20 protein-coding genes are annotated in these 17,540 nt (G+C 62.8%); 9 read left to right on the top strand and 11 right to left on the bottom strand.

The window, feature by feature from the left end; genetic code table 11:
- Positions 1–7: 7 nt before the first annotated feature.
- Genes QPW08_RS07715 through pgi form a run of 3 tightly spaced genes read right to left on the bottom strand, consistent with a single transcriptional unit; the run spans position 8 to position 2,377 of the window.
- Positions 8–490 carry a TspO/MBR family protein gene (locus tag QPW08_RS07715; protein WP_284125150.1) on the bottom strand — a complete coding sequence of 161 codons (483 nt, stop codon included), beginning with the start codon at positions 488–490 and terminating at the stop codon, positions 8–10.
- A 1-nt stretch (position 491) separates the two neighbouring features.
- Positions 492–842 carry a hypothetical protein gene (locus QPW08_RS07710; protein WP_284125149.1) on the bottom strand — a complete coding sequence of 117 codons (351 nt, stop codon included), beginning with the start codon at positions 840–842 and terminating at the stop codon, positions 492–494.
- Positions 839–2,377, bottom strand: coding sequence for a glucose-6-phosphate isomerase (gene pgi / locus QPW08_RS07705; RefSeq protein WP_284125148.1), 1,539 nt, complete (start codon positions 2,375–2,377; stop codon positions 839–841). Before pgi ends, QPW08_RS07710 begins: the two co-directional genes overlap by 4 nt.
- 50 nt (positions 2,378–2,427) lie before the next feature.
- Between pgi and lepB the strand changes: the two genes are divergently transcribed.
- Genes lepB through QPW08_RS07680 form a run of 5 tightly spaced genes read left to right on the top strand, consistent with a single transcriptional unit; the run spans position 2,428 to position 6,734 of the window.
- A complete protein-coding gene (gene lepB, locus QPW08_RS07700; protein ID WP_284125147.1) occupies positions 2,428–3,261 on the top strand; it encodes a signal peptidase I in 834 nt (277 codons plus the stop codon).
- Positions 3,258–3,929, top strand: coding sequence for a ribonuclease III (gene rnc / locus QPW08_RS07695; RefSeq protein WP_284125146.1), 672 nt, complete (start codon positions 3,258–3,260; stop codon positions 3,927–3,929). Before lepB ends, rnc begins: the two co-directional genes overlap by 4 nt.
- Positions 3,926–4,840: a GTPase Era gene (gene era / locus QPW08_RS07690; protein WP_284125145.1), complete on the top strand. Its 915-nt coding sequence runs from the start codon at positions 3,926–3,928 to the stop codon at positions 4,838–4,840. The genes rnc and era overlap by 4 nt, the downstream gene beginning before the upstream one ends.
- Positions 4,841–6,106 (top strand): MgtC/SapB family protein, encoded by a 1,266-nt coding sequence (locus QPW08_RS07685; protein WP_284125144.1) that lies wholly within the window; start codon positions 4,841–4,843, stop codon positions 6,104–6,106.
- Positions 6,107–6,143: 37 nt separating this feature from the next.
- Positions 6,144–6,734, top strand: a complete 591-nt coding sequence (locus tag QPW08_RS07680; protein ID WP_284125143.1) for a hypothetical protein — start codon at positions 6,144–6,146, stop codon at positions 6,732–6,734.
- Between the two features lie 14 nt (positions 6,735–6,748).
- On the opposite strand, the gene QPW08_RS07675 is transcribed toward QPW08_RS07680, so the two are convergent.
- From QPW08_RS07675 to plsY, 8 genes are all read right to left on the bottom strand, one after another.
- Positions 6,749–7,252: a response regulator gene (locus QPW08_RS07675; protein WP_284125142.1), complete on the bottom strand. Its 504-nt coding sequence runs from the start codon at positions 7,250–7,252 to the stop codon at positions 6,749–6,751.
- Between the two features lie 62 nt (positions 7,253–7,314).
- The gene (locus QPW08_RS07670; RefSeq protein WP_284125141.1) at positions 7,315–7,629 is read right to left on the bottom strand and encodes a hypothetical protein; all 315 of its coding nucleotides are present in this window, start codon (positions 7,627–7,629) and stop codon (positions 7,315–7,317) included.
- A gap of 84 nt (positions 7,630–7,713) precedes the next feature.
- The gene (locus tag QPW08_RS07665) at positions 7,714–8,244 is read right to left on the bottom strand and encodes a hypothetical protein (protein ID WP_284125140.1); all 531 of its coding nucleotides are present in this window, start codon (positions 8,242–8,244) and stop codon (positions 7,714–7,716) included.
- A 16-nt stretch (positions 8,245–8,260) separates the two neighbouring features.
- A complete protein-coding gene (topA, locus tag QPW08_RS07660) occupies positions 8,261–10,789 on the bottom strand; it encodes a type I DNA topoisomerase (protein WP_284125139.1) in 2,529 nt (842 codons plus the stop codon).
- A 79-nt stretch (positions 10,790–10,868) separates the two neighbouring features.
- A complete protein-coding gene (locus QPW08_RS07655) occupies positions 10,869–11,546 on the bottom strand; it encodes a hypothetical protein (RefSeq protein WP_284125138.1) in 678 nt (225 codons plus the stop codon).
- Positions 11,543–12,262: a hypothetical protein gene (locus QPW08_RS07650; RefSeq protein ID WP_284125137.1), complete on the bottom strand. Its 720-nt coding sequence runs from the start codon at positions 12,260–12,262 to the stop codon at positions 11,543–11,545. The genes QPW08_RS07655 and QPW08_RS07650 overlap by 4 nt, the downstream gene beginning before the upstream one ends.
- Before the next feature lie 30 nt (positions 12,263–12,292).
- Positions 12,293–13,396, bottom strand: a complete 1,104-nt coding sequence (dprA, locus tag QPW08_RS07645; RefSeq protein ID WP_284125136.1) for a DNA-processing protein DprA — start codon at positions 13,394–13,396, stop codon at positions 12,293–12,295.
- A gap of 80 nt (positions 13,397–13,476) precedes the next feature.
- Entirely contained in the window at positions 13,477–14,073 is a 597-nt protein-coding gene (plsY, locus tag QPW08_RS07640) for a glycerol-3-phosphate 1-O-acyltransferase PlsY (protein ID WP_284125135.1), read from the bottom strand.
- A gap of 101 nt (positions 14,074–14,174) precedes the next feature.
- On the opposite strand from plsY, the gene murI reads away from it, so the two are divergent.
- The 4 genes from murI to QPW08_RS07620 all read left to right on the top strand — a co-directional run bounded on the left by murI (position 14,175) and on the right by QPW08_RS07620 (position 17,531).
- Positions 14,175–14,987 carry a glutamate racemase gene (gene murI, locus QPW08_RS07635; RefSeq protein ID WP_284125134.1) on the top strand — a complete coding sequence of 271 codons (813 nt, stop codon included), beginning with the start codon at positions 14,175–14,177 and terminating at the stop codon, positions 14,985–14,987.
- 1 nt (position 14,988) lies between these two features.
- Complete coding sequence (locus QPW08_RS07630) at positions 14,989–15,459, top strand: protoglobin domain-containing protein (protein WP_284125133.1); 471 nt, start codon at positions 14,989–14,991, stop codon at positions 15,457–15,459.
- Positions 15,460–15,536: 77 nt separating this feature from the next.
- Complete coding sequence (gene hemA, locus QPW08_RS07625) at positions 15,537–16,757, top strand: 5-aminolevulinate synthase (protein WP_284125132.1); 1,221 nt, start codon at positions 15,537–15,539, stop codon at positions 16,755–16,757.
- 81 nt (positions 16,758–16,838) lie between these two features.
- A complete protein-coding gene (locus tag QPW08_RS07620; RefSeq protein WP_284125131.1) occupies positions 16,839–17,531 on the top strand; it encodes a nitroreductase in 693 nt (230 codons plus the stop codon).
- Positions 17,532–17,540 lie beyond the last annotated feature (9 nt).

Genomic DNA, 17,540 nt, shown 5'->3' with positions numbered 1-17,540 from the left:
GACAGCGCTAAGATCGCGCGTGCCCAAACGGCCGGTTGAGCCTGACGATGACGAAGTTGAGACAGGCCGCGAAGCTGACCCACGCGAGGTAGGGCACGATCAGCCAGCTCGCGAGCACGGAGAAATCGCGCAAGGCCACGCACAGCGCCAGCACCGAAGCCCACAGGAACGGTACCTCGACCAGCGCCCAGTCGGGCCGCCTGAGCGTGAAGAACAGCGGCGACCAGAGGAAGTGGAACAGCCCGTTGACGCAATAGAGCGCGATCAGCAGCTGCCGCGCGCCCTCGCTTGCCGTGCCGTTCCAGCTGAGCACGAAGGCCCACGCCGCAAGGCCCAGGATGATCGTCCACGCCGGCCCGAACAGCCAGTCCGGCGGCTGCCAGCTGGGTTTCTCGAGGGCGTAGTACCATTGGCCGATCTTGGTCAGCAGCCCACCGCCGAGGCCGAGGATCAGGGCCCATGCGATGGCGAAGATGAGTTGGAAGGTCATCTCAGCCACCGGTAAGCAACCGCCCGACTGACAGGATGCCTCCAAACACAAGCCCTATTCCAGCAAAGGCGAATACGGCAGTACTAGACCAGGTTGTTTTTTCGGATCCGAACCACGCAACAAACACTGCGATTGATGCGACCGGTAAAAGGTAGACCACCAAAGTTGCAGCGCGCGCAAGCGCAAGCCCGAAAGGACGTGGAGGCGTATCGAGAAAGACGGAGAACGCTACGAGCGCATAGACGACCGCCAAAGTCAGAAGACTTGGACCTATGGTTCCTTCCGTTGCGAGAAATCTTCCGGAGAGCGCTGTTAGAATGGCGAGTCCAATAAAAACATATACCATGCTCATAACCCCGCCGCCTCCAGCAACGCCTTCGTACTCGCGTCGAACTCACCCCCACCCGCTTCGATATCCTTCGCCATTTTCTTGCCCAGCTCGACGCCGAACTGGTCGAAGGGGTTGATGCCCATCAGCACGGCGTTCGCAAAGGTGCGGTGTTCGTGGAAGGCAATCAGCGCGCCGAGTGTTGCGGCGTCGAGATCGTCGCACAGCATGGTGGCGCTGGGGCGGTCGCCGGGGAAGGCGCGTGCGGGGTCTTTTCCGTCCGCGGCCATATTGCCGCCCGCCATCAGTGCCGCCCCTTGCGCGAAGCAGTTGGTCAGCAGGATGCGGTGATGCGCGGGATCGAGCATGTCGCCCGGCGCGATGCTGGCGATGAAGTCCACCGGCACGAGATTGGTGCCCTGGTGCAGCAGCTGGAACACCGCGTGCTGAGCATCGGTCCCCACCCCGCCCCAGGTGATCGGCGCGGTCGGCCCGTCGACGGGTGAGCCGTCGGCCTTCACCCGCTTGCCGTTCGATTCCATCTCCAGCTGCTGGAGGTAGTCGGGGAACAGCCCCAATCGCTCGTCATAGGCGAAAACGGCGCGGGTCTGGCAGCGGCGCACGCGGGTGTAGTACTGGTCGGCAAAGGCGGCCCGCAGCGGCAAGTTGGCGCGGCCCTCGGCCTCGGCAAAGTGCCGGTCGACCACCTGCGCGCCCGCCAGCATCGCCTCGAACTCGTCCCACCCCGCGCCCAGCGCGACCGGGAAGCCGATGCTCGACCACAACGAATAACGCCCGCCGACGCTTTCCATGAAGGGCAGGATGCGGGTCTCGTCGACCCCGAACTCCACCGCCGCCTCGGGATTGGCGGTAAGCGCGATCACCCGCCCGCTGGGATCGCTCACGCCATTGTCGGCCAGCCACGCCAGCGCACTCTGTGCATTGGTCATGGTCTCGATAGTGGTGAAGGTTTTCGACGCAACCGCGACCAGCGTCGTGGCCGGATCGCAGGCCTCGAACGCCTGCTCCAGCGCCACACCGTCAATATTGGAGACGACATGCACGTCGACCTTGGCAAGGTCGCGGGTCAGCGCGTCGATCGCCAGCTTGGGCCCGAGCGCGCTGCCACCGATGCCGACATGGATCAGGTGCTTTACATCCCCCAGCGCGCCGTCATGGATGGCATCGACCAGCATCTTCATCCGCGCCAGCAGTGCCTGCGCTTCCTCGACGCTCGCCTCTGCACCCGTCCCGCGCTGCGCGGTGTGCTCGGCCGCGCGGCCTTCGGTGACGTTGATCTTCGCGCCGGTCAGCAGCTTCTCGCGCGCGCCGGTGAAGTCCATCGCCTCCGCCAGCGCCTCGAACCCGTCGAGCAAACCATCCTCAATATGCGTCTTCGACCAGTCGAACAGGATGCCGCCGGCGGTCTCGTCCGAACCCCACTCGATCCGGCCACTAAGCCTGGCCACCCGCTCAGGGTTGGCTGCGAACAGTTCCTTGAGAGTCTTGCTCTCGACGCTTTCGATGGCCTTCCAGGCCGCTGTCGCTGCATCGGACATTGTGCAATTTCCCCTTGCCGTTCGTCCTCTCGCGCCTAGGGAAGGCGCCGATGGATGAAAACCCCGAAACCGTCGCGAATACGGATGCAGTCGAGCCAGAACAGGAGAAGAAGGGCGGCCTCAGCTTCCCGGCTTTCCTGGCTATCGTCGTGCTCGCCTCGCTCAGCTTCCGCAGCTTCGCCTTTTCGCTCTACAGCATCCCGAGCGAGAGCATGCTGCCGCGGCTGATGAACGGGGACTACCTGGTTGCGTCAAAGTGGAACTACGGCTTCACGCGCAATTCGCTGCCGTTCGACATCCCGCTGATCTCCGGCCGCATCTTCGCCGGCCAGCCCGAACGCGGCGACGTGGTGATCTTCAAGCACCCGGTAGACGGCACCGACTACATCAAGCGCGTGATCGGCCTGCCGGGTGACATGATCTCCATCCAGGAAGGACGCATTTCAATCAACGGCGAGCTTGTACCGCAGGAAGTTGTTCCCGACATCCGCATTCCCGTGTCCGAGAACACCAATTGCGCCTGGGGTGCAGAGCAGGTCCGTGATGCTAACGGAGGCCTGTGGTGCGAATATGCCGCCGCTCGCGAAACGCTTCCCAATGGCGTTAGCTACGACGTGTTCGACTTCGGCGATGTGCCGCAAGACTATTGGGGGCCGGAACAGGTGCCTGAAGGCATGCTGTTCCTGATGGGCGACAATCGCGACAATTCGCAGGACAGCCGCTTCGCAGCCGAACCCGGCAAGGGCATCGGCTTCGTCCCGCAATTGCTGCTGGTCGGCAAGGCGCAAATGATCCTGTGGTCGACCGATGGCAGCGCGGAATGGCTCAAGCCGTGGACATGGTTCACGGCGGGCCGCGACGGGCGTATGGGAAACGGGATATGATCATGCTCGACCCCGCAACCAAGGATTGGCTTACTGAACACGGCTTCGTCGTGGAAGACGAAGAGCTGTGGCAGGAAGCCCTGACCCACGGCAGCACTGGGGCCCTGCGCGATTACCAGCGGCTCGAATTCCTCGGCGACCGGGTGCTCGGCCTCGCGATTGCCGCATCCCTTTACCGCAATGTGGGTGGGGCCGAAGGTGCATTGGCGCAGCGGCTCAATGCGCTGGTCAGCAAGGGTGCCTGTGCCAAGATCGCCCGGACAATGGGCGTTCCCGAACACATCGTGCTGGGCAAGCAGGCGCGCGAAGATGGCGCGGCAGGCAGCCAGAACATCCTTGGCGACGTGATGGAATCTCTGCTCGGCGCTAACTATATCGAAGCCGGCTACGGTGCCACGGCAGAGCTCGTCCACCGGCTGTGGGCCAAGGAACTCAACGGGCATGCGGGCCGGGCCAAGCACCCCAAGTCCGCGCTGCAGGAATGGGCCGCCGGCAACCAGCGCAAGCCGCCGGAATACAAGCTGGTCGATCGTTCCGGGCCCGACCACGCGGCGCGATTTACCGTGCAGGTGAGCGTCAAGAATGTCGGCCAAACCGAAGCGACCGCCAACAGCAAGCAGGAAGCGGAAACCGAAGCCGCACGCCTTTTCATGGAGCAATACGGGTGAGTGAAACCGTCACGAAATGCGGGGTTGTTGCCATCCTGGGTGCGCCCAACGCTGGCAAGTCTACGCTGGTCAACCAGCTCGTCGGGCAAAAAGTCGCCATCACCAGCCCCAAGGCGCAAACCACGCGTGCGCGGATGCTGGGCATTGCCCTCCATGAAAGCGAGACCGCCAATACTCAGATGATCCTCGTCGATACGCCGGGTATTTTTGCCCCGCGTCGGCGGCTTGACCGGGCAATGGTCAGCGCAGCCTGGGAAGGCGCGGAAGCAGCCGATGCCGTCGTGCTGCTGGTCGACCCGGTCAAGCAACGGCGGCACGAGCTGGAACCGCTGCTGGAAAGCCTTTCTACCCGGCCCGAGCGCAAGATCCTCGTCCTCAACAAGGTCGACGTAGCGAAGAAGGAGCCGCTGCTGGCGTTGGCACAGGAGCTTTCGCAGAAGGTCGATTTCACAGAGATATTCTTCGTCTCTGCGCTGACCGGCGATGGCGTGCCGGAATTGAAAGATGCGCTGGCCGGGTTGATGCCCGCAGGCGACTGGCACTATCCGGAAGACCAGGTCTCCGATGCCAGCGAACGCTTGCTGGCGACGGAAATCACCCGTGAGCAGCTCTACCAGCAGCTGCACGAAGAATTGCCCTATGACAGCGCGGTGCGGCCAGAGCTTTACCAGCACCGGCCCGACGGCAGCCTCGAGATCCACCAGCAGATCATCGTCACCCGCGACAACCAGCGCGCCATCGTGCTCGGCAAGGGCGGCAGTCGGATCAAGGCCATCGGCGAAGCTGCACGCAAGGAACTGAGCGAGCTGCTGGGTATCAAGGTGCACCTGTTCCTGCATGTGAAGGTGGAGGAGAACTGGGCCGAGAGCCGCGAGATCTTCGAAGAAATCGGGCTCGACTGGGTCCGGTAGATGGGCGCGATGGTGCCCTCGCTCGACATCTTGCTTCAGGCCGGCTCCGGATTGGCGGTCGGCCTGCTGATCGGCATCGAGCGTGGCTGGAACCTGCGTGCGCAGGCCGATGGTTCGCGTGTCGCCGGGATCAGGACCTTCACTCTCATCGGGCTGGTCGCCGCGCTTTCGGGGCTTGCCACCGCAGCGGGATACGAGATCGCGGGCGGCGCTTTCATTGCCGTGACCGCCGCTGTTATCGCTATCGGCTATTCGCGCTCGGTTGCGGCTGACGGGCGCACCGATGCCACTACATCGGTCTCGGCCGTGGTCACGCTTGCGCTTGGCTTCCTCGGCGGGGTGGGAGAGCCGGCACTGGCCGTCGCCGGGGGCGCGATCGTCACGCTCGTGCTGGCGCTACGGGCCGAAATGCATGGGCTGATAGACCGGCTCGACGCCGCCGATATCAAGGCCTTCGCCCGCTATGCAGTGATCGCGCTGGCTGTGTTCCCATTCCTGCCGCACGGTCGCTTCGGCCCCTACGATGCCTGGCATCCGCAGACACTGTGGCTGGTGGTTGTCCTCGTCACCGGGTTTTCCTTCGTGGGCTATGTCGCCAACCGTATCTTCGGGGCGCGGCGCGGGACGATTGCGACAGCGATCATCGGCGGAGCCTACAGTTCTACCGCGGTGACCCATTCCTTCTCGCAGAAACTCGGAGCCGGGCATGGCGGCGGCGCGGAGAACGCCGGGATCGCGCTGGCGACAGCGGTGATGTACCTGCGGGTACTGGTCCTGGTCGCGATCCTCGCGACCTCGCTGCTCAAGCCATTTTTGATAGTAATCCTGCCCGCGCTGATGACAGGTGCCGCGGTTAGCTGGTGGCTCTACCGCAAGGCCCCGCATAGCACTGGCCCCGCCCCGCCCGGCAACCCCATCGCCATGATCCCTGCCCTCACCTTCACCGCCTTTGTCGCCGGAGCCGCTGTGGCCGCGCGCTGGGCGCAGGGAGAGTTCGGTGAACAGGGCATCGCGGTGTTGCTGCTGCTGATGGGGAGCATGGATGTCGACGCCGCCATCGTCACCGCCGGCGGGCTCGAGCCCGGCACCATCGGCGACGAACTCGCCGCGCTGGCCATCGCCGGGACGATCCTTGCCAATATGGCGGTCAAGCTGGGGGTGACGATTGCTTACGGCCGCAACGCCGCACGACCCGCAGCGCTGGCGCTGGGCGCGAGCATGCTGGGACTGGTGGGGAGCTTGGTGGTGGGGTATTTAGGATTGTGAGGAAATGCCTTTGAGACCCGTCTTGACGTTTTCGGCAATGACCTCCCTGGTCGCGAGTGGCTGCGGTTCATCGGCTTCGGATGCAAATGAACTCGAGCTGGAGCAAGCTAGAACCGTCGATACCGGATGCTCAATACTGCTCGATTTCGTGGAACATGAATTCAAGAAAGAGCGTAGGCTACCCCTTCATCTTTCCCGGGAGAAAACTGGGCGTACCCCGCCCGTCGAAGGGGTGGAGGAAAGGATACAGACTTTCATTGAATTTGAGCGATCTCAAGGTCGCAACCCAAAGCCGGACACTGTCAGAAAGCAGGTCGTCGCGCAGCTTCGCGCTTCCCAGATGACGCCCCTTGAAGCTTGTCCCGAGCTAAGGAAATTCAGCGAAAGAAATTCGTATGAGCCCAAATCGAACGAGGCCTACCCCGCGACGACGGCGGATGGCCTATCCTATCGCTACGAAACGCTGTCGATCGAGATGCCTTTCATAGACTTCGACAATGGGACAGCCGGGTTCAACGTCGCAAGGGTTTGTGGCCCGCTATGCGGCGCTGGTACTCTGGTAATGTATGAACGTGCGGACGATGGTTCGTGGAAGTTCAAAGAAGAGCAAGGAACTTGGATAAGCTAGGTGAACCGTTCGGTTCAACCCGCCACCAACCGCTCCACCTTCGCCTTCAGCTTCGCTTCGTCGAACGGCTTGACGATATAGTCATCGGCGCCGGCGGCGATGCCTTCGTGGATGTCGGTGGCTTCACCCTTGGAGGTGCAGAAGATCACCTTGGCGCGATCGGCACCGGGGATGGCGCGCAGTTGCGAGACGAACACCGGGCCGCTCATGACCGGCATCTGCCAGTCGGTGATGACGAGGTCGGGCATGCCCTTGCGGCAGCGCGCGAGCGCTTCTTCGCCGTTCTCGGCCTCGGCCACGCGGTAGCCCAGCTCTTCGGCAATCTTGCGCGACAGCTTGCGTACGACCCGCGAATCGTCGACCACCAGGCAGCGTTTCTCGCCAACTGCAGGCGCGGCGTTGCCCTCACGCATGGCCTTGGCGGCCTGGATGATGGCGTCGGTGTCGTCGAGAGCTGCTTCGGGCGCAGGGTCCTGCTGCGATTCCAGTTCCGGCTGCGGCACGGCCTGCGGCTTCAAGGGAGCTTTCGCTTCCTCGACCGGTTGACCTTCACCCGCATGCGGGCCGGTGCGGCGCTTGATCAGATTTTGAATGGTTCGATCTCCCCGCCCATAGCTGCTGCCTGCATCGCGAAATCGTCATCGAATTCGCGATCGTAGCCATCATCATCATTGTCGCCGCCGACTTCCTCACCCGGAGTCAGGCGGACATGCACATACGGCATCCAGACATCGCCGAAATCGGCCTTCTGGTACCAGACGTCGAGCACGTCATAGCTTGCCCACATGCCGCTCTTCTCTCGCAGCCGCAGGCCTTCGCCAATGCGCGGCACCGCAGCGAAGCGGAGACGCTCCTGCGACTGGTGCGTTTCGTTCTGGACTTCGATTTCGATCACGCGAGATCCCCTAACTTGGGGATAGCCCTAACAGCCAATGCTTGATGATTTACCAACAGGATGAAGATTGCCTGTCGTGGTTGCCTATTCCACGGGCAAACCCTTGATATAGGAGCAGTATGGCTTGGTACTGTGGGTGAGCCCCTCGGGTTCTGCCCCGGTGGCAAGGTCAACCACTTCGAGCGAACAGCTTTCTGGACTAAGGCTGGTTTGCTTGATCGAATACCGTCCGCCTGGTTGCGGCGTAAAGAACACGCGGTTGGCGCAAGTTCGTTCGCGCATGGTGAGCACCGCCGCGCCGGAGCTGCGAAAATCAAGATAGGCTGTTTCAGCATAAAACAGGGTTGGACGCCCCGTCTCCACCAAGCTGGCCTTGTCCTTGCCCTTCGAACGAGCAAACTCCGCAACCTTCTCCTTGGCAAGGCAATGCTGGTCATAGGCCTTGGAATAGGTCTGCACCCGGGTCGCCTTTTTCTCCGCCGGGGCACCCCTGACAAATGTCACCTCGGCATAGTCCGGCCCCAACTGCGCGTCGCGCGGGATATCGGCAGCAGCCACGCTCCCTACCAGCAAAGCAACGAGAGACGTGGAGATCCTGAAAAGTGCCGTTCGCATCGGTTCACACACTCCTTCAACCGGCCTTCTTGGTTGCCGCCTTTTTCTTCTTGGCCGGAGCCTTGCGCTTGCGCTTCTTCGGCGGACCCTTGGCGGCCCGGGCATCGATCAGTTCGATGGCCTGGGCGGCCTCGATGTCCTCAGGCTTCACGTCCTTGGGGATGGTCGCGTTGGTGGTGCCGTCGGTTACGTAGGGGCCATAGCGGCCAGGCATGACCTTGATCTCGCCGCCGCTGGTCGGATGTTCACCGAGCGTCTTGATCGGTTCAGCCTTGCCCCGGGTGCCACCGCCGCGATTGGCGGCCTGGGCGATCAGGTCGACCGCGCGGTTCATCCCGATTTCGAAAATCTCGCGCGTGTTCTGGAGCTTGCCATACTTGCCCTGGTGCCGGACCGCCGGGCCATAGCGCCACAGCCCCGCCTCGATATCCTCGCCGGTATCGGGATGCTGGCCGACGATACGCGGCAGCTCGAGCAGCTTGACCGCCCACTCGAGATCGAAATCGTCCAGGTCCTTGGGAATCGAAGCGCGCGCCTTCTCCCCGTCGACTTCCATCTCGATGTAGGGCCCGAAGCGGCCCGACTTGCGATGGATATCGGCGCCTGTTTCGGGGTGCTGCCCCATGAGGCCATCTTCGGCCCCCGCCCCGCCATCCACGCCGGGGCGGCCGAAATTGCGGGTGTACTTGCACTCGGGATAGTTGTTGCAGGCGACGAAGGCCCCGTTGCGGCCACCGCGCAGCGACAGCCGACCGCCTTCGCGGCCTTCGTCCCGACACAGCGGGCAGGCGCGCGGATCGCCGCCGCCCTCGACCGGCGGGAACAGGAAGTCCGACAGATATTCGTCGAGCACCTCGGTCACTTCCGAGGGCATCTTCTCCATCACCTCGTCGGCCTTGGGCTTGAAGTCGGCCCAGAACTTGGTCAGCAGGTCCTTGTAGGCCTCGCGCCCGTCGGAGACGACGTCGAGCTCGTCCTCGAGCCCTGCGGTGTAATCGTAAGCCACATATTGCGGGAAGAACCGCTCCAGGAAAGCTGTGAGGAGCCGTCCCGATTCCTCTGCAAAGAAACGGTTTTTCTCCATCCGCACATAGTTGCGGTCGCGCAGCGTCTGGATCGTCGATGCATAGGTCGACGGGCGCCCGATGCCGAGCTCCTCGAGCCGCTTGACCAGCGAAGCCTCTGAAAAACGCGGAGGCGGCTGGGTAAAGTGCTGGTTGGCCTCGACTGCCTTCTTGGCCGGCATGTCGCCCTTGTTGAGGACCGGCAGCAAGCCATCCTCATCGTCATCCTTGTCGTCCTGCCCCTCCTGGTAGACCGCGAAATAGCCCGGAAACTTCACCACTTGCCCGGTCGCGCGCAGCTCGTGCTGGCCGGTCGGGTCGCGCAGGGTGACCGTGGTGCGCTCCAGCTGCGCCGTCGCCATCTGGCTCGCCATCGCGCGCTTGTAGATCAGGCTGTAGAGCTTGGCCTCATCGCCCGAACCGGCGGTCTTGCGCAGGAAGCTGGTGGGGCGGATCGCTTCGTGGGCCTCCTGCGCGTTCTTGGCCTTGGTGGCATAGAACCGCGGCTTTTCCGGGCGATAATCCTCGCCGAAATCTTCTACGATGGCATCGCGCGCGGCCATGATGGCCGACATGTCCATCTGCACACCGTCGGTTCGCATGTAGGTGATCGCGCCGGCCTCGTAGAGCGATTGCGCCAGCCGCATGGTATGGCTGGCCGAATAGCCGAGCTTGCGCGCGGCCTCCTGCTGCAGCGTCGAGGTGGTGAACGGCGGCGCGGGATTGCGCTTGAGGGGCTTGGTCTCGATCTCCTCGACCGTAAAGCGCCCCTGCTCGACGGCAGCCTTGGCCGCCATCGCCGAGCCTTCATTGCCCAGCGCCATCTTGTCGAGCTTCTTGCCTTCGAACTTCACCAGCCGTGCGTCGAACTCGGTCCCGTCATGCTGCAGCCTGGCGAGGACCGACCAGTATTCCTCCGGCTTGAAGATCTCGATCTCGTGCTCGCGCTCGCAGATCAGGCGCAGCGCCACCGACTGCACCCGGCCCGCGCTCTTCGCGCCGGGCAGCTTGCGCCACAGCACCGGGCTGAGCGTGAAGCCAAACAGGTAATCGAGCGCGCGGCGGGCGAGATAGGCATCGATCAGCGGTTGGTCGAGCTCGCGCGGCTTGGCCATCGCTTCGGTGACGGCGTTCTTGGTGATGGCATTGAAGGTAACCCGGTCGACCTTGGCCGGGAGCACCTTGCGCTTGGCCAGCAGCTCTTGAACGTGCCAGCTGATTGCCTCGCCTTCGCGGTCGGGGTCGGTCGCCAGCACAAGCCGGTCTGCCTTCTTGGCCGCGTCGGCGATTTCCTTGAAGCGGCTCTGCTTGTCGCGATAGAGTTCCCAGTCCATCGCGAAATCCTCGTCCGGGCGGACGCTGCCGTCCTTGGGCGGCAGGTCGCGGACATGGCCATAGCTGGCAAGAACCTTGAAGTCCTTGCCGAGGTATTTCTCGATGGTCTTCGCCTTGGCTGGCGATTCAACGATTACAAGTTGCATAGATGTGCGCGAGGTCCCTTACGCGTATACGTGTACGTACGCGCGAAGGTGGGGCCGGGATTCGCGCTTCGTCAAGTCGTCATTCAAAGACAGCCTCCCAAGACCGATCGCGCCCTTCGATACAGCCGAATGCCGCCACTCCGGCCAGCGTCCACCAGAATGCTGCAGCCGTTACAAGGAAGTTCCACCCCAGCGCCAGTGCGACGTACGCATTCCAGTCGAGCAGGTCGTAGTAGCGTTCATAGGCAAACGGGAGGCCAATACCTGCCGCATAGAGCAGGACCGGAATGATCAGCGTCCTCGCCAACGAACCCTGTACCGGTTCCGTCTTGTCCCAGCTCCAGCGCATCGCATTGCCGATACCGTCTGTGGTCGTCATCGCCCTTGAGAAGGCTGGCAGCCAGCGCATCGCGAGATAGAGGCCGGGCAGGATCAACATCACAAGCGCAAGGGCAATCGGTATGCCGGTCGCAATGCAGAGCGCGAAATATGTCCCGATCCCGGTCTTCATTCCCTGGTCCAGGTAACCGGCCTTGTTCATCAGGCCCACGAAGAGGACATAGTTGATTGCCCAGCTGACCAAGCCCATGAGCCCGTACAAGCCATCGTTCTCGAAAGCGTAGACGTCGAGATACATGTAGGGGGCCATGGTCGCGACTGTGCAGCCGACCAAGTACCATTTCCCGGCAATGGCTACCCGGACCTGTTCGTCAACCAAGCGCGGCCAGAAATCGGCCGCGTAGCCCTGCTCGTTCACTCAAACACCTCGCTGAACTGTTCGCTGCTGTCGTGCAGCAGGTAAAACACGCCGATGGTGAAGGCCCCGATGATCGCACCCAGCAAGTTCTCCGCCAGCGAGCTTACGAAGAAATAGGTGATGCTGGTTTGACCAAGAAACCCGACGACCGGGAAGATCACCATGGCGGTGACGATCGAAGTCGCGATGCCCAGCACGACATAACCAAAGAAGATCGGCCAGCCGTAGCCAGCAGTCATGTCCCAGCTCTGCCCGAAACTATCCATCACCGGAGTGTCGGTGCCCACCACCAGCCCCGTCGCAGGTGACCAGCGAGTCAGCAGGATAAGCCCGGGAATGATGAACAGCACAATCCCCAGGCCAACGCCAAGCCCGAACAGGATCGTGAACCCGACGTAGGCCAGGATACGGTTATGAGGGATGGTGTATCCACGGTTCGCAAGCAGGTAGGAAAAATAAAAATACTGCACCACCAGACCGGCGATTCCCGTTGCCAGGACAACCAGGATGGCAAGCGCGCCCTGTGCCACGACCGATTCCGTGAGCATGAAGCCCCGGCTGAAGCCGAAGTTTGAATCGGCCCCACCCTGGAAATAGAGCTGAACCGTCCCCAGCATGGCCATCACGATGACATAGACCGTCACCCCAGGCAGGGCGTCGCGAACCAGGGCAAAGGCTTCGCCGAGGAAGCCGCCAAAATCGGAGTTTCTCTTCACAGTATTACCCCCAAGACCATGATCTATACTTCATGCGGCCAATGACACCCGCCCACCAGCATGGCGCGTTAGTTTTCCCGCGATTTCCAGTTCGAGCAGGGCCAGCTGGACCGAAGCCGAGCTTTCGCCCGATTGCCGGATCAGTTCGTCAACCGCCACCGGCGCTGTTGTCAGCAAACGACCGACGTCTGCCGGTTCCGCCTCTGCCAGTTCCTCGGGCGCATGATCGAATTCGATGGGGCCGGTATCACGGAAAGTCGAATGCGGATTGCCATCGAAGCCATGCAGCAGCTCGATCACGTCCTCAGGTCCCTGGACCAGGACCGCGCCTTCGCGGATCAGCTGGTTGCAGCCGGCGGATCGGGCATCGAGCGGCGAACCGGGGATCGCCATGACCTCCCTCCCCGCTTCGCCTGCCAGCCGCGCGGTGATGAGCGAGCCGGACTTGGGCGCAGCCTCGACCACCAGCGTACCGCCAGCCATGCCCGCGATTATCCGGTTGCGGCTGGGAAAATGGCTGCCTCGTGGTTCAGTGCCGGGAGGTTGCTCAGCCAGCAACAGGCCTTCACTGGCGATCCGTTCCTGCAATTCGGCGTGTTGCGGCGGATAGGCAATGTCGATCCCACTGGCGATGACCCCGATCGTCGACGGGAAAGCGCCTTCGTGGCAGGCTCCGTCTATGCCCCGGGCCAAGCCGGAGACGACCGTGAAGCCTTCGCCCGCTAGTGCAGAGGCAAACTCTCTCGCCAGCTTGACCGCTGCGGCGCTGGCGTTGCGCGCACCGACCATCGCCACGCAAGGCTTGGCCGCCAGCGCCAGGTCCCCGCGATATGTCAGGATGGGCGGCGCGCTTTCGATCTCGCCCAGCAGCGCCGGATATTCGGGCTGGTCATGGAAGACGTAGCGCGCTCCGCCCTTGCGCACGGACTCTATCTCGCGCTCGACCTTTTCGGCTGCGATCGGCTTGTAGCTGCGGCCCCCGCGCTTGCCGATATCCGGCAATCCTTGAAGCGCGGCCTCCGCCGACCCGAACCGCCGCAACAGCTGCGCATAGCTGACCGGCCCGATGTTCGGCGAGCGCAACAACCGGATCCGGGCAAAAGCTTCAGCCTGTGAGAGTGCGACCTCTGCCAAATATCACCCACCCCCGGCGCAGGCCGGGGTCACCCTGAGGTTTGGACCAGGTGGCCTGAGACTCCTGTCTTCGCAGGAGATCACTGCTGCTTGCTCCCTACCTTGGGTTCCTCTCCCTTCAGCAAGCGGCCGATATTGGCCCGATGCAACCAGATGATGAGGAGCGCAATCAGCACTAGCGGCGGAACGAAGGTCGGCCTGTCGAAATACCATGCGGCACCGGCTGCGGCGATGACCGACGTCATCCCGGCTACCGAACTGATCCGGGTAACTGCGAGCATGCCCAGCCATACCACGGCGTATGCGAGCCCAATCTGCCACCCGAGTCCGAAGCACACACCGGCATTGGTCGCGACCCCCTTGCCGCCCTTGAACCCGAGCCAGACCGGGAAACAGTGCCCCACCACCGCGCCTAGCGCCGCCCAGCCAATGTCGTTCTGGAACCACTGCCAGGCCAGGAATACCGGAATGAAACCCTTGGCCAGATCGAGCAGCAAGGTCACCGCTGCCAGCCCCTTGTTGCCGGTGCGCAGGACGTTGGTGGCACCGATGTTGCCGCTGCCGATATTGCGGACATCGCCCAGCCCGGCCATTTTCGTCAGCAACAAGCCGAACGGGATCGAACCGAAGGCATAACCGAGCAGCGCAGCCAGCGACGGATCGAGATTGTAATCCATTGTGTGGGCCCCTCCCATTTCGAACCATCATAGGCAGATCGCTTGCAATCGGGCTACGGAAAAATAAGGAGATAGCTCCGCAGCCGAGGAAGCAAGCAAGAATGGGACACTTCGCCAACCAGGCCGTCGATCCGGCAGCACCCATCGTGCTGTTCGATACCGGTGTTGGCGGGCTCACGGTACTGGCAGAGCTGCGCAAGGTCTTGCCCGAAGCACCCGTGATCTACGCTGCCGACTATGCCGGCCTGCCCTATGGCACCAAGACCGAGGCCGAAGTCGCCGCGCGGGTCTGCGGCCTGCTGGGCCGGATGAGCGAGCGCTATCACCCGCGCGCCATCTGCATCGCATGCAACACCGCCAGCACCATCGCCCTTGGCATGGTCCGCGAAGTGCTTGAGGTTCCGGTCATCGGCACCGTCCCCGCGATCAAGCCTGCCGCGGAAATGACGCAAACCGGGGTCATTGGCCTGCTTGGCACCGCCGCTACCGTCCGCCAGGGCTATGTCGACGAGCTTGAGCGCCAGTTTGCGAGCGACAAGCTGCTGATCCGCCATGCCGCGCCCGAGCTGGTCGAGCAGGCCGAGCGCAAGCTGCGCGGTGACACGATCGATAGCGCCGCGATCGCCGCAACGGTCGCCGGATTACGCGACCATACCCGAGGCATGGAGATCGACACTGTGGTGCTGGCCTGCACGCATTTCCCCCTGCTGGAGGACGAACTGCGCGCGGCGATGGGCGGCGGGGTCCGATTTGTTCACGGTGCCGAAGGAATAGCGCGTCGGATAGCCTATCTCACCGAGGGACAGGAATTCGCGAGGGGTGATGGCGACCGCGTGGTGGTGACTGCCCCGCCCGACCAGGCCATGCTCGATGCCTTCAGGCCCTACGGCTTCGATCGGATCGAGCAGTTGTGACATGACCGGCCGCGCGGAGCTCGCCGAGCGCGGCATGGAACGACTGGTCGAGCAGCGCGGCGATTTCACGGCAGACGTGCTGGCCAGCTACTATCGACGGTTTCCCGATGTGCGCGCAGCCTTCGTCGAGCATGGACTGGGCGACACCGCCGAGCTGGAAGCCCGCATGGTCACCGCCACCGCCTACATGCTGCTGCAATGGGCGAGCGACCGGCAGTCTACCATGATCGAGCAAGGCACCACCATCGGCCACCATCACGACACTCTGAAGGTCGGCCCGCAATGGTACATGGGGCTGGTCGACAGCATGCTGGAGGTACTCTTCGCGACGCTTCCCGAAAACGCTGCCGACGAACGCGCCATGTGGCTGGAAATCCGCGCCGAGGTGTGCGCTTTCGTGGACTCGGTCCGCCCGGAATTCTGGCGCACCGACACCGACGGCCCGTTGCCGCAAGAGTTCAGCCCCGGCTGAAGCGCGATGCTGCGAATCGTTCGCAAAGATCACGGTGGAATCCTTGCAAAAATCGCACTATCTGCGCTCCCCAAGCCATGAACTACGACCAGATCTTCGACCAGGCGATCGACCGGCTTCATGCCGAAGGCCGCTACCGGGTCTTCATCGACATCCTGCGCAACAAGGGTGCCTATCCCAACGCGCGGTGTTTCCACGGTCACAACGGTCCCAAGCCGATCACGGTGTGGTGCTCCAACGACTATCTCGCCATGGGCCAGCATCCCAAGGTAATCGCAGCCATGGAAGAAGCGCTGCATGATGTCGGTGCCGGTTCGGGCGGCACCCGCAATATTGGCGGCAACACGCACTATCACATCCAGCTCGAGCACGAGCTGGCCGAACTACATGGCAAGGAAAGCGCCCTGCTGTTTACCAGCGGCTATGTCTCGAACGACGCGACCTTGTCGACTCTGGCGAAGCTGCTGCCCGGCTGCATCATCTTTTCCGATGAACTCAACCACGCCAGCATGATCGCCGGCATCCGCAATTCGGGCTGCGAGAAGCGCGTCTTCCGACATAACGACCTCGAACACCTTGAAGAGCTGCTCGCTGCCGAGGCACCCGAAACGCCCAAGGTCATCGCGTTCGAAAGCGTCTATTCGATGGATGGCGACGTCGCTCCGATCCACGCCATCTGCGACCTGGCCGAGAAGTACAACGCGCTCACTTACATCGACGAAGTCCACGCCGTGGGCATGTATGGCGAGCATGGCGGCGGCATTTCGGAGCGGGACGAGGCCGCGCACCGGATCGATATCATCGAAGGCACCATGGGCAAGGCCTTCGGCGTCATGGGCGGCTATATCGCCGCCGATGCCAAGATCATCGACTGCATCCGCAGCTATGCCCCGGGCTTCATCTTCACCACTTCGCTGGCTCCGCCGCTGGTGGCTGGCGTGCTCGCTTCAGTCCGTCACCTGAAGGCCAGCAGCGAAGAACGCGATGCGCAGCAGGCCGCTGCGGCGAAACTCAAACAGCTGATGCGCGATGCCGGACTGCCGGTGATGGACAGCACGACGCATATCGTCCCGCTGATGGTGGGGGACCCGGTCCGCGCCAAGAAGATCAGCGACATCCTCCTCGCTGAATACGGCGTCTATGTGCAGCCGATCAATTTCCCCACCGTGCCGCGCGGTACCGAGCGCCTGCGCTTCACCCCGGGCCCTGCGCACACTGAAGACATGATGCGCGAATTGGTCGAAGCACTAGTCGAAATCTGGGACCGGCTGGAGCTGGAGCTCAGGAAAGCGGCATAAGGCATTCGCGTTCCGTAGCGTCCTTTGTCCTCGCTCTTGCTTGCGCTAGCTCTGCCGCAAACAGATTCGGGAGAGACGAGCGTGTACGGCAATCCAGACCAGAAATTTGACGAAGTCGTTCTCGGGCGGCGCTCCATCCGCGGGTATCTCGACAAGCCGGTGCCGCAGGCACTGATCGAGGAGGTGCTGGCGATGGCCATGCGCTCGCCTTCGTCGATGAACACCCAGCCCTATCACTTCCATGTCATCACCGGCGAGCCGCTCGACCGGATCCGCAAGGGCAATACCGAGAACATCCTCGCCGGTGTCCCTGACAGCCGCGAGTTCCGCCGCGGGCATGCGTTCCAGGGCGTCCACCGCGATCGGCAGGTTGGCTGCGCCATCCAGCTGTTCGAAGCCATGGGCATCGAGCGCGACGACAAGGAAAAGCGGCAAGACTGGGTGCTGCGCGGCTTCCGCCAGTTCGATGCGCCGGTGTGCGTGATCGTGACCTATGACAAGGAACTGTCCGACAGCGACGATACCGCTTTCGATTGTGGAGCAGTCACCACCGCGCTGGTCAACGCCGCGTGGAGCCGCGGGCTAGGGTGCGTGATCAACTCGCAGGGGATCATGCAGAGCCCTGTGGTGCGCGAACATGCCGGCATTCCGGATGACCAGGTCATCATGAAAGCCGTCGCCATGGGTTGGCCCGACCCTGACTTTCCAGCGAATCCGGTCAAGATCACCCGCCGTGAGGTGTCGGAAGCCGCGCGCTTCGTGGGGTTTGACTGACAGCGTTGT

The organism is Parerythrobacter aestuarii (assembly GCF_030140925.1).
Classification (GTDB): domain Bacteria; phylum Pseudomonadota; class Alphaproteobacteria; order Sphingomonadales; family Sphingomonadaceae; genus Parerythrobacter; species Parerythrobacter aestuarii.
The sequence above is the reverse complement of the archived record's forward strand: the minus strand, read 5'-3'. Positions and strand labels throughout refer to the sequence as shown.

Excerpts from the sequence above, each read along its gene's own strand:
- QPW08_RS07680 (WP_284125143.1), top strand. The coding sequence starts at position 6,144 with ATGACCTCCCTGGTCGCGAGTGGCTGCGGTTCATCGGCTTCGGATGCA.
- rnc (WP_284125146.1), top strand. The coding sequence starts at position 3,258 with ATGATCATGCTCGACCCCGCAACCAAGGATTGGCTTACTGAACACGGC.
- topA (WP_284125139.1), bottom strand. The coding sequence starts at position 10,789 with ATGCAACTTGTAATCGTTGAATCGCCAGCCAAGGCGAAGACCATCGAG.
- QPW08_RS07685 (WP_284125144.1), top strand. The coding sequence starts at position 4,841 with ATGGGCGCGATGGTGCCCTCGCTCGACATCTTGCTTCAGGCCGGCTCC.
- pgi (WP_284125148.1), bottom strand. The coding sequence starts at position 2,377 with ATGTCCGATGCAGCGACAGCGGCCTGGAAGGCCATCGAAAGCGTCGAG.
- QPW08_RS07710 (WP_284125149.1), bottom strand. The coding sequence starts at position 842 with ATGAGCATGGTATATGTTTTTATTGGACTCGCCATTCTAACAGCGCTC.
- lepB (WP_284125147.1), top strand. The coding sequence starts at position 2,428 with ATGGATGAAAACCCCGAAACCGTCGCGAATACGGATGCAGTCGAGCCA.
- plsY (WP_284125135.1), bottom strand. The coding sequence starts at position 14,073 with ATGGATTACAATCTCGATCCGTCGCTGGCTGCGCTGCTCGGTTATGCC.
- QPW08_RS07715 (WP_284125150.1), bottom strand. The coding sequence starts at position 490 with ATGACCTTCCAACTCATCTTCGCCATCGCATGGGCCCTGATCCTCGGC.
- QPW08_RS07630 (WP_284125133.1), top strand. The coding sequence starts at position 14,989 with ATGACCGGCCGCGCGGAGCTCGCCGAGCGCGGCATGGAACGACTGGTC.
- murI (WP_284125134.1), top strand. The coding sequence starts at position 14,175 with ATGGGACACTTCGCCAACCAGGCCGTCGATCCGGCAGCACCCATCGTG.
- QPW08_RS07665 (WP_284125140.1), bottom strand. The coding sequence starts at position 8,244 with ATGCGAACGGCACTTTTCAGGATCTCCACGTCTCTCGTTGCTTTGCTG.
- hemA (WP_284125132.1), top strand. The coding sequence starts at position 15,537 with ATGAACTACGACCAGATCTTCGACCAGGCGATCGACCGGCTTCATGCC.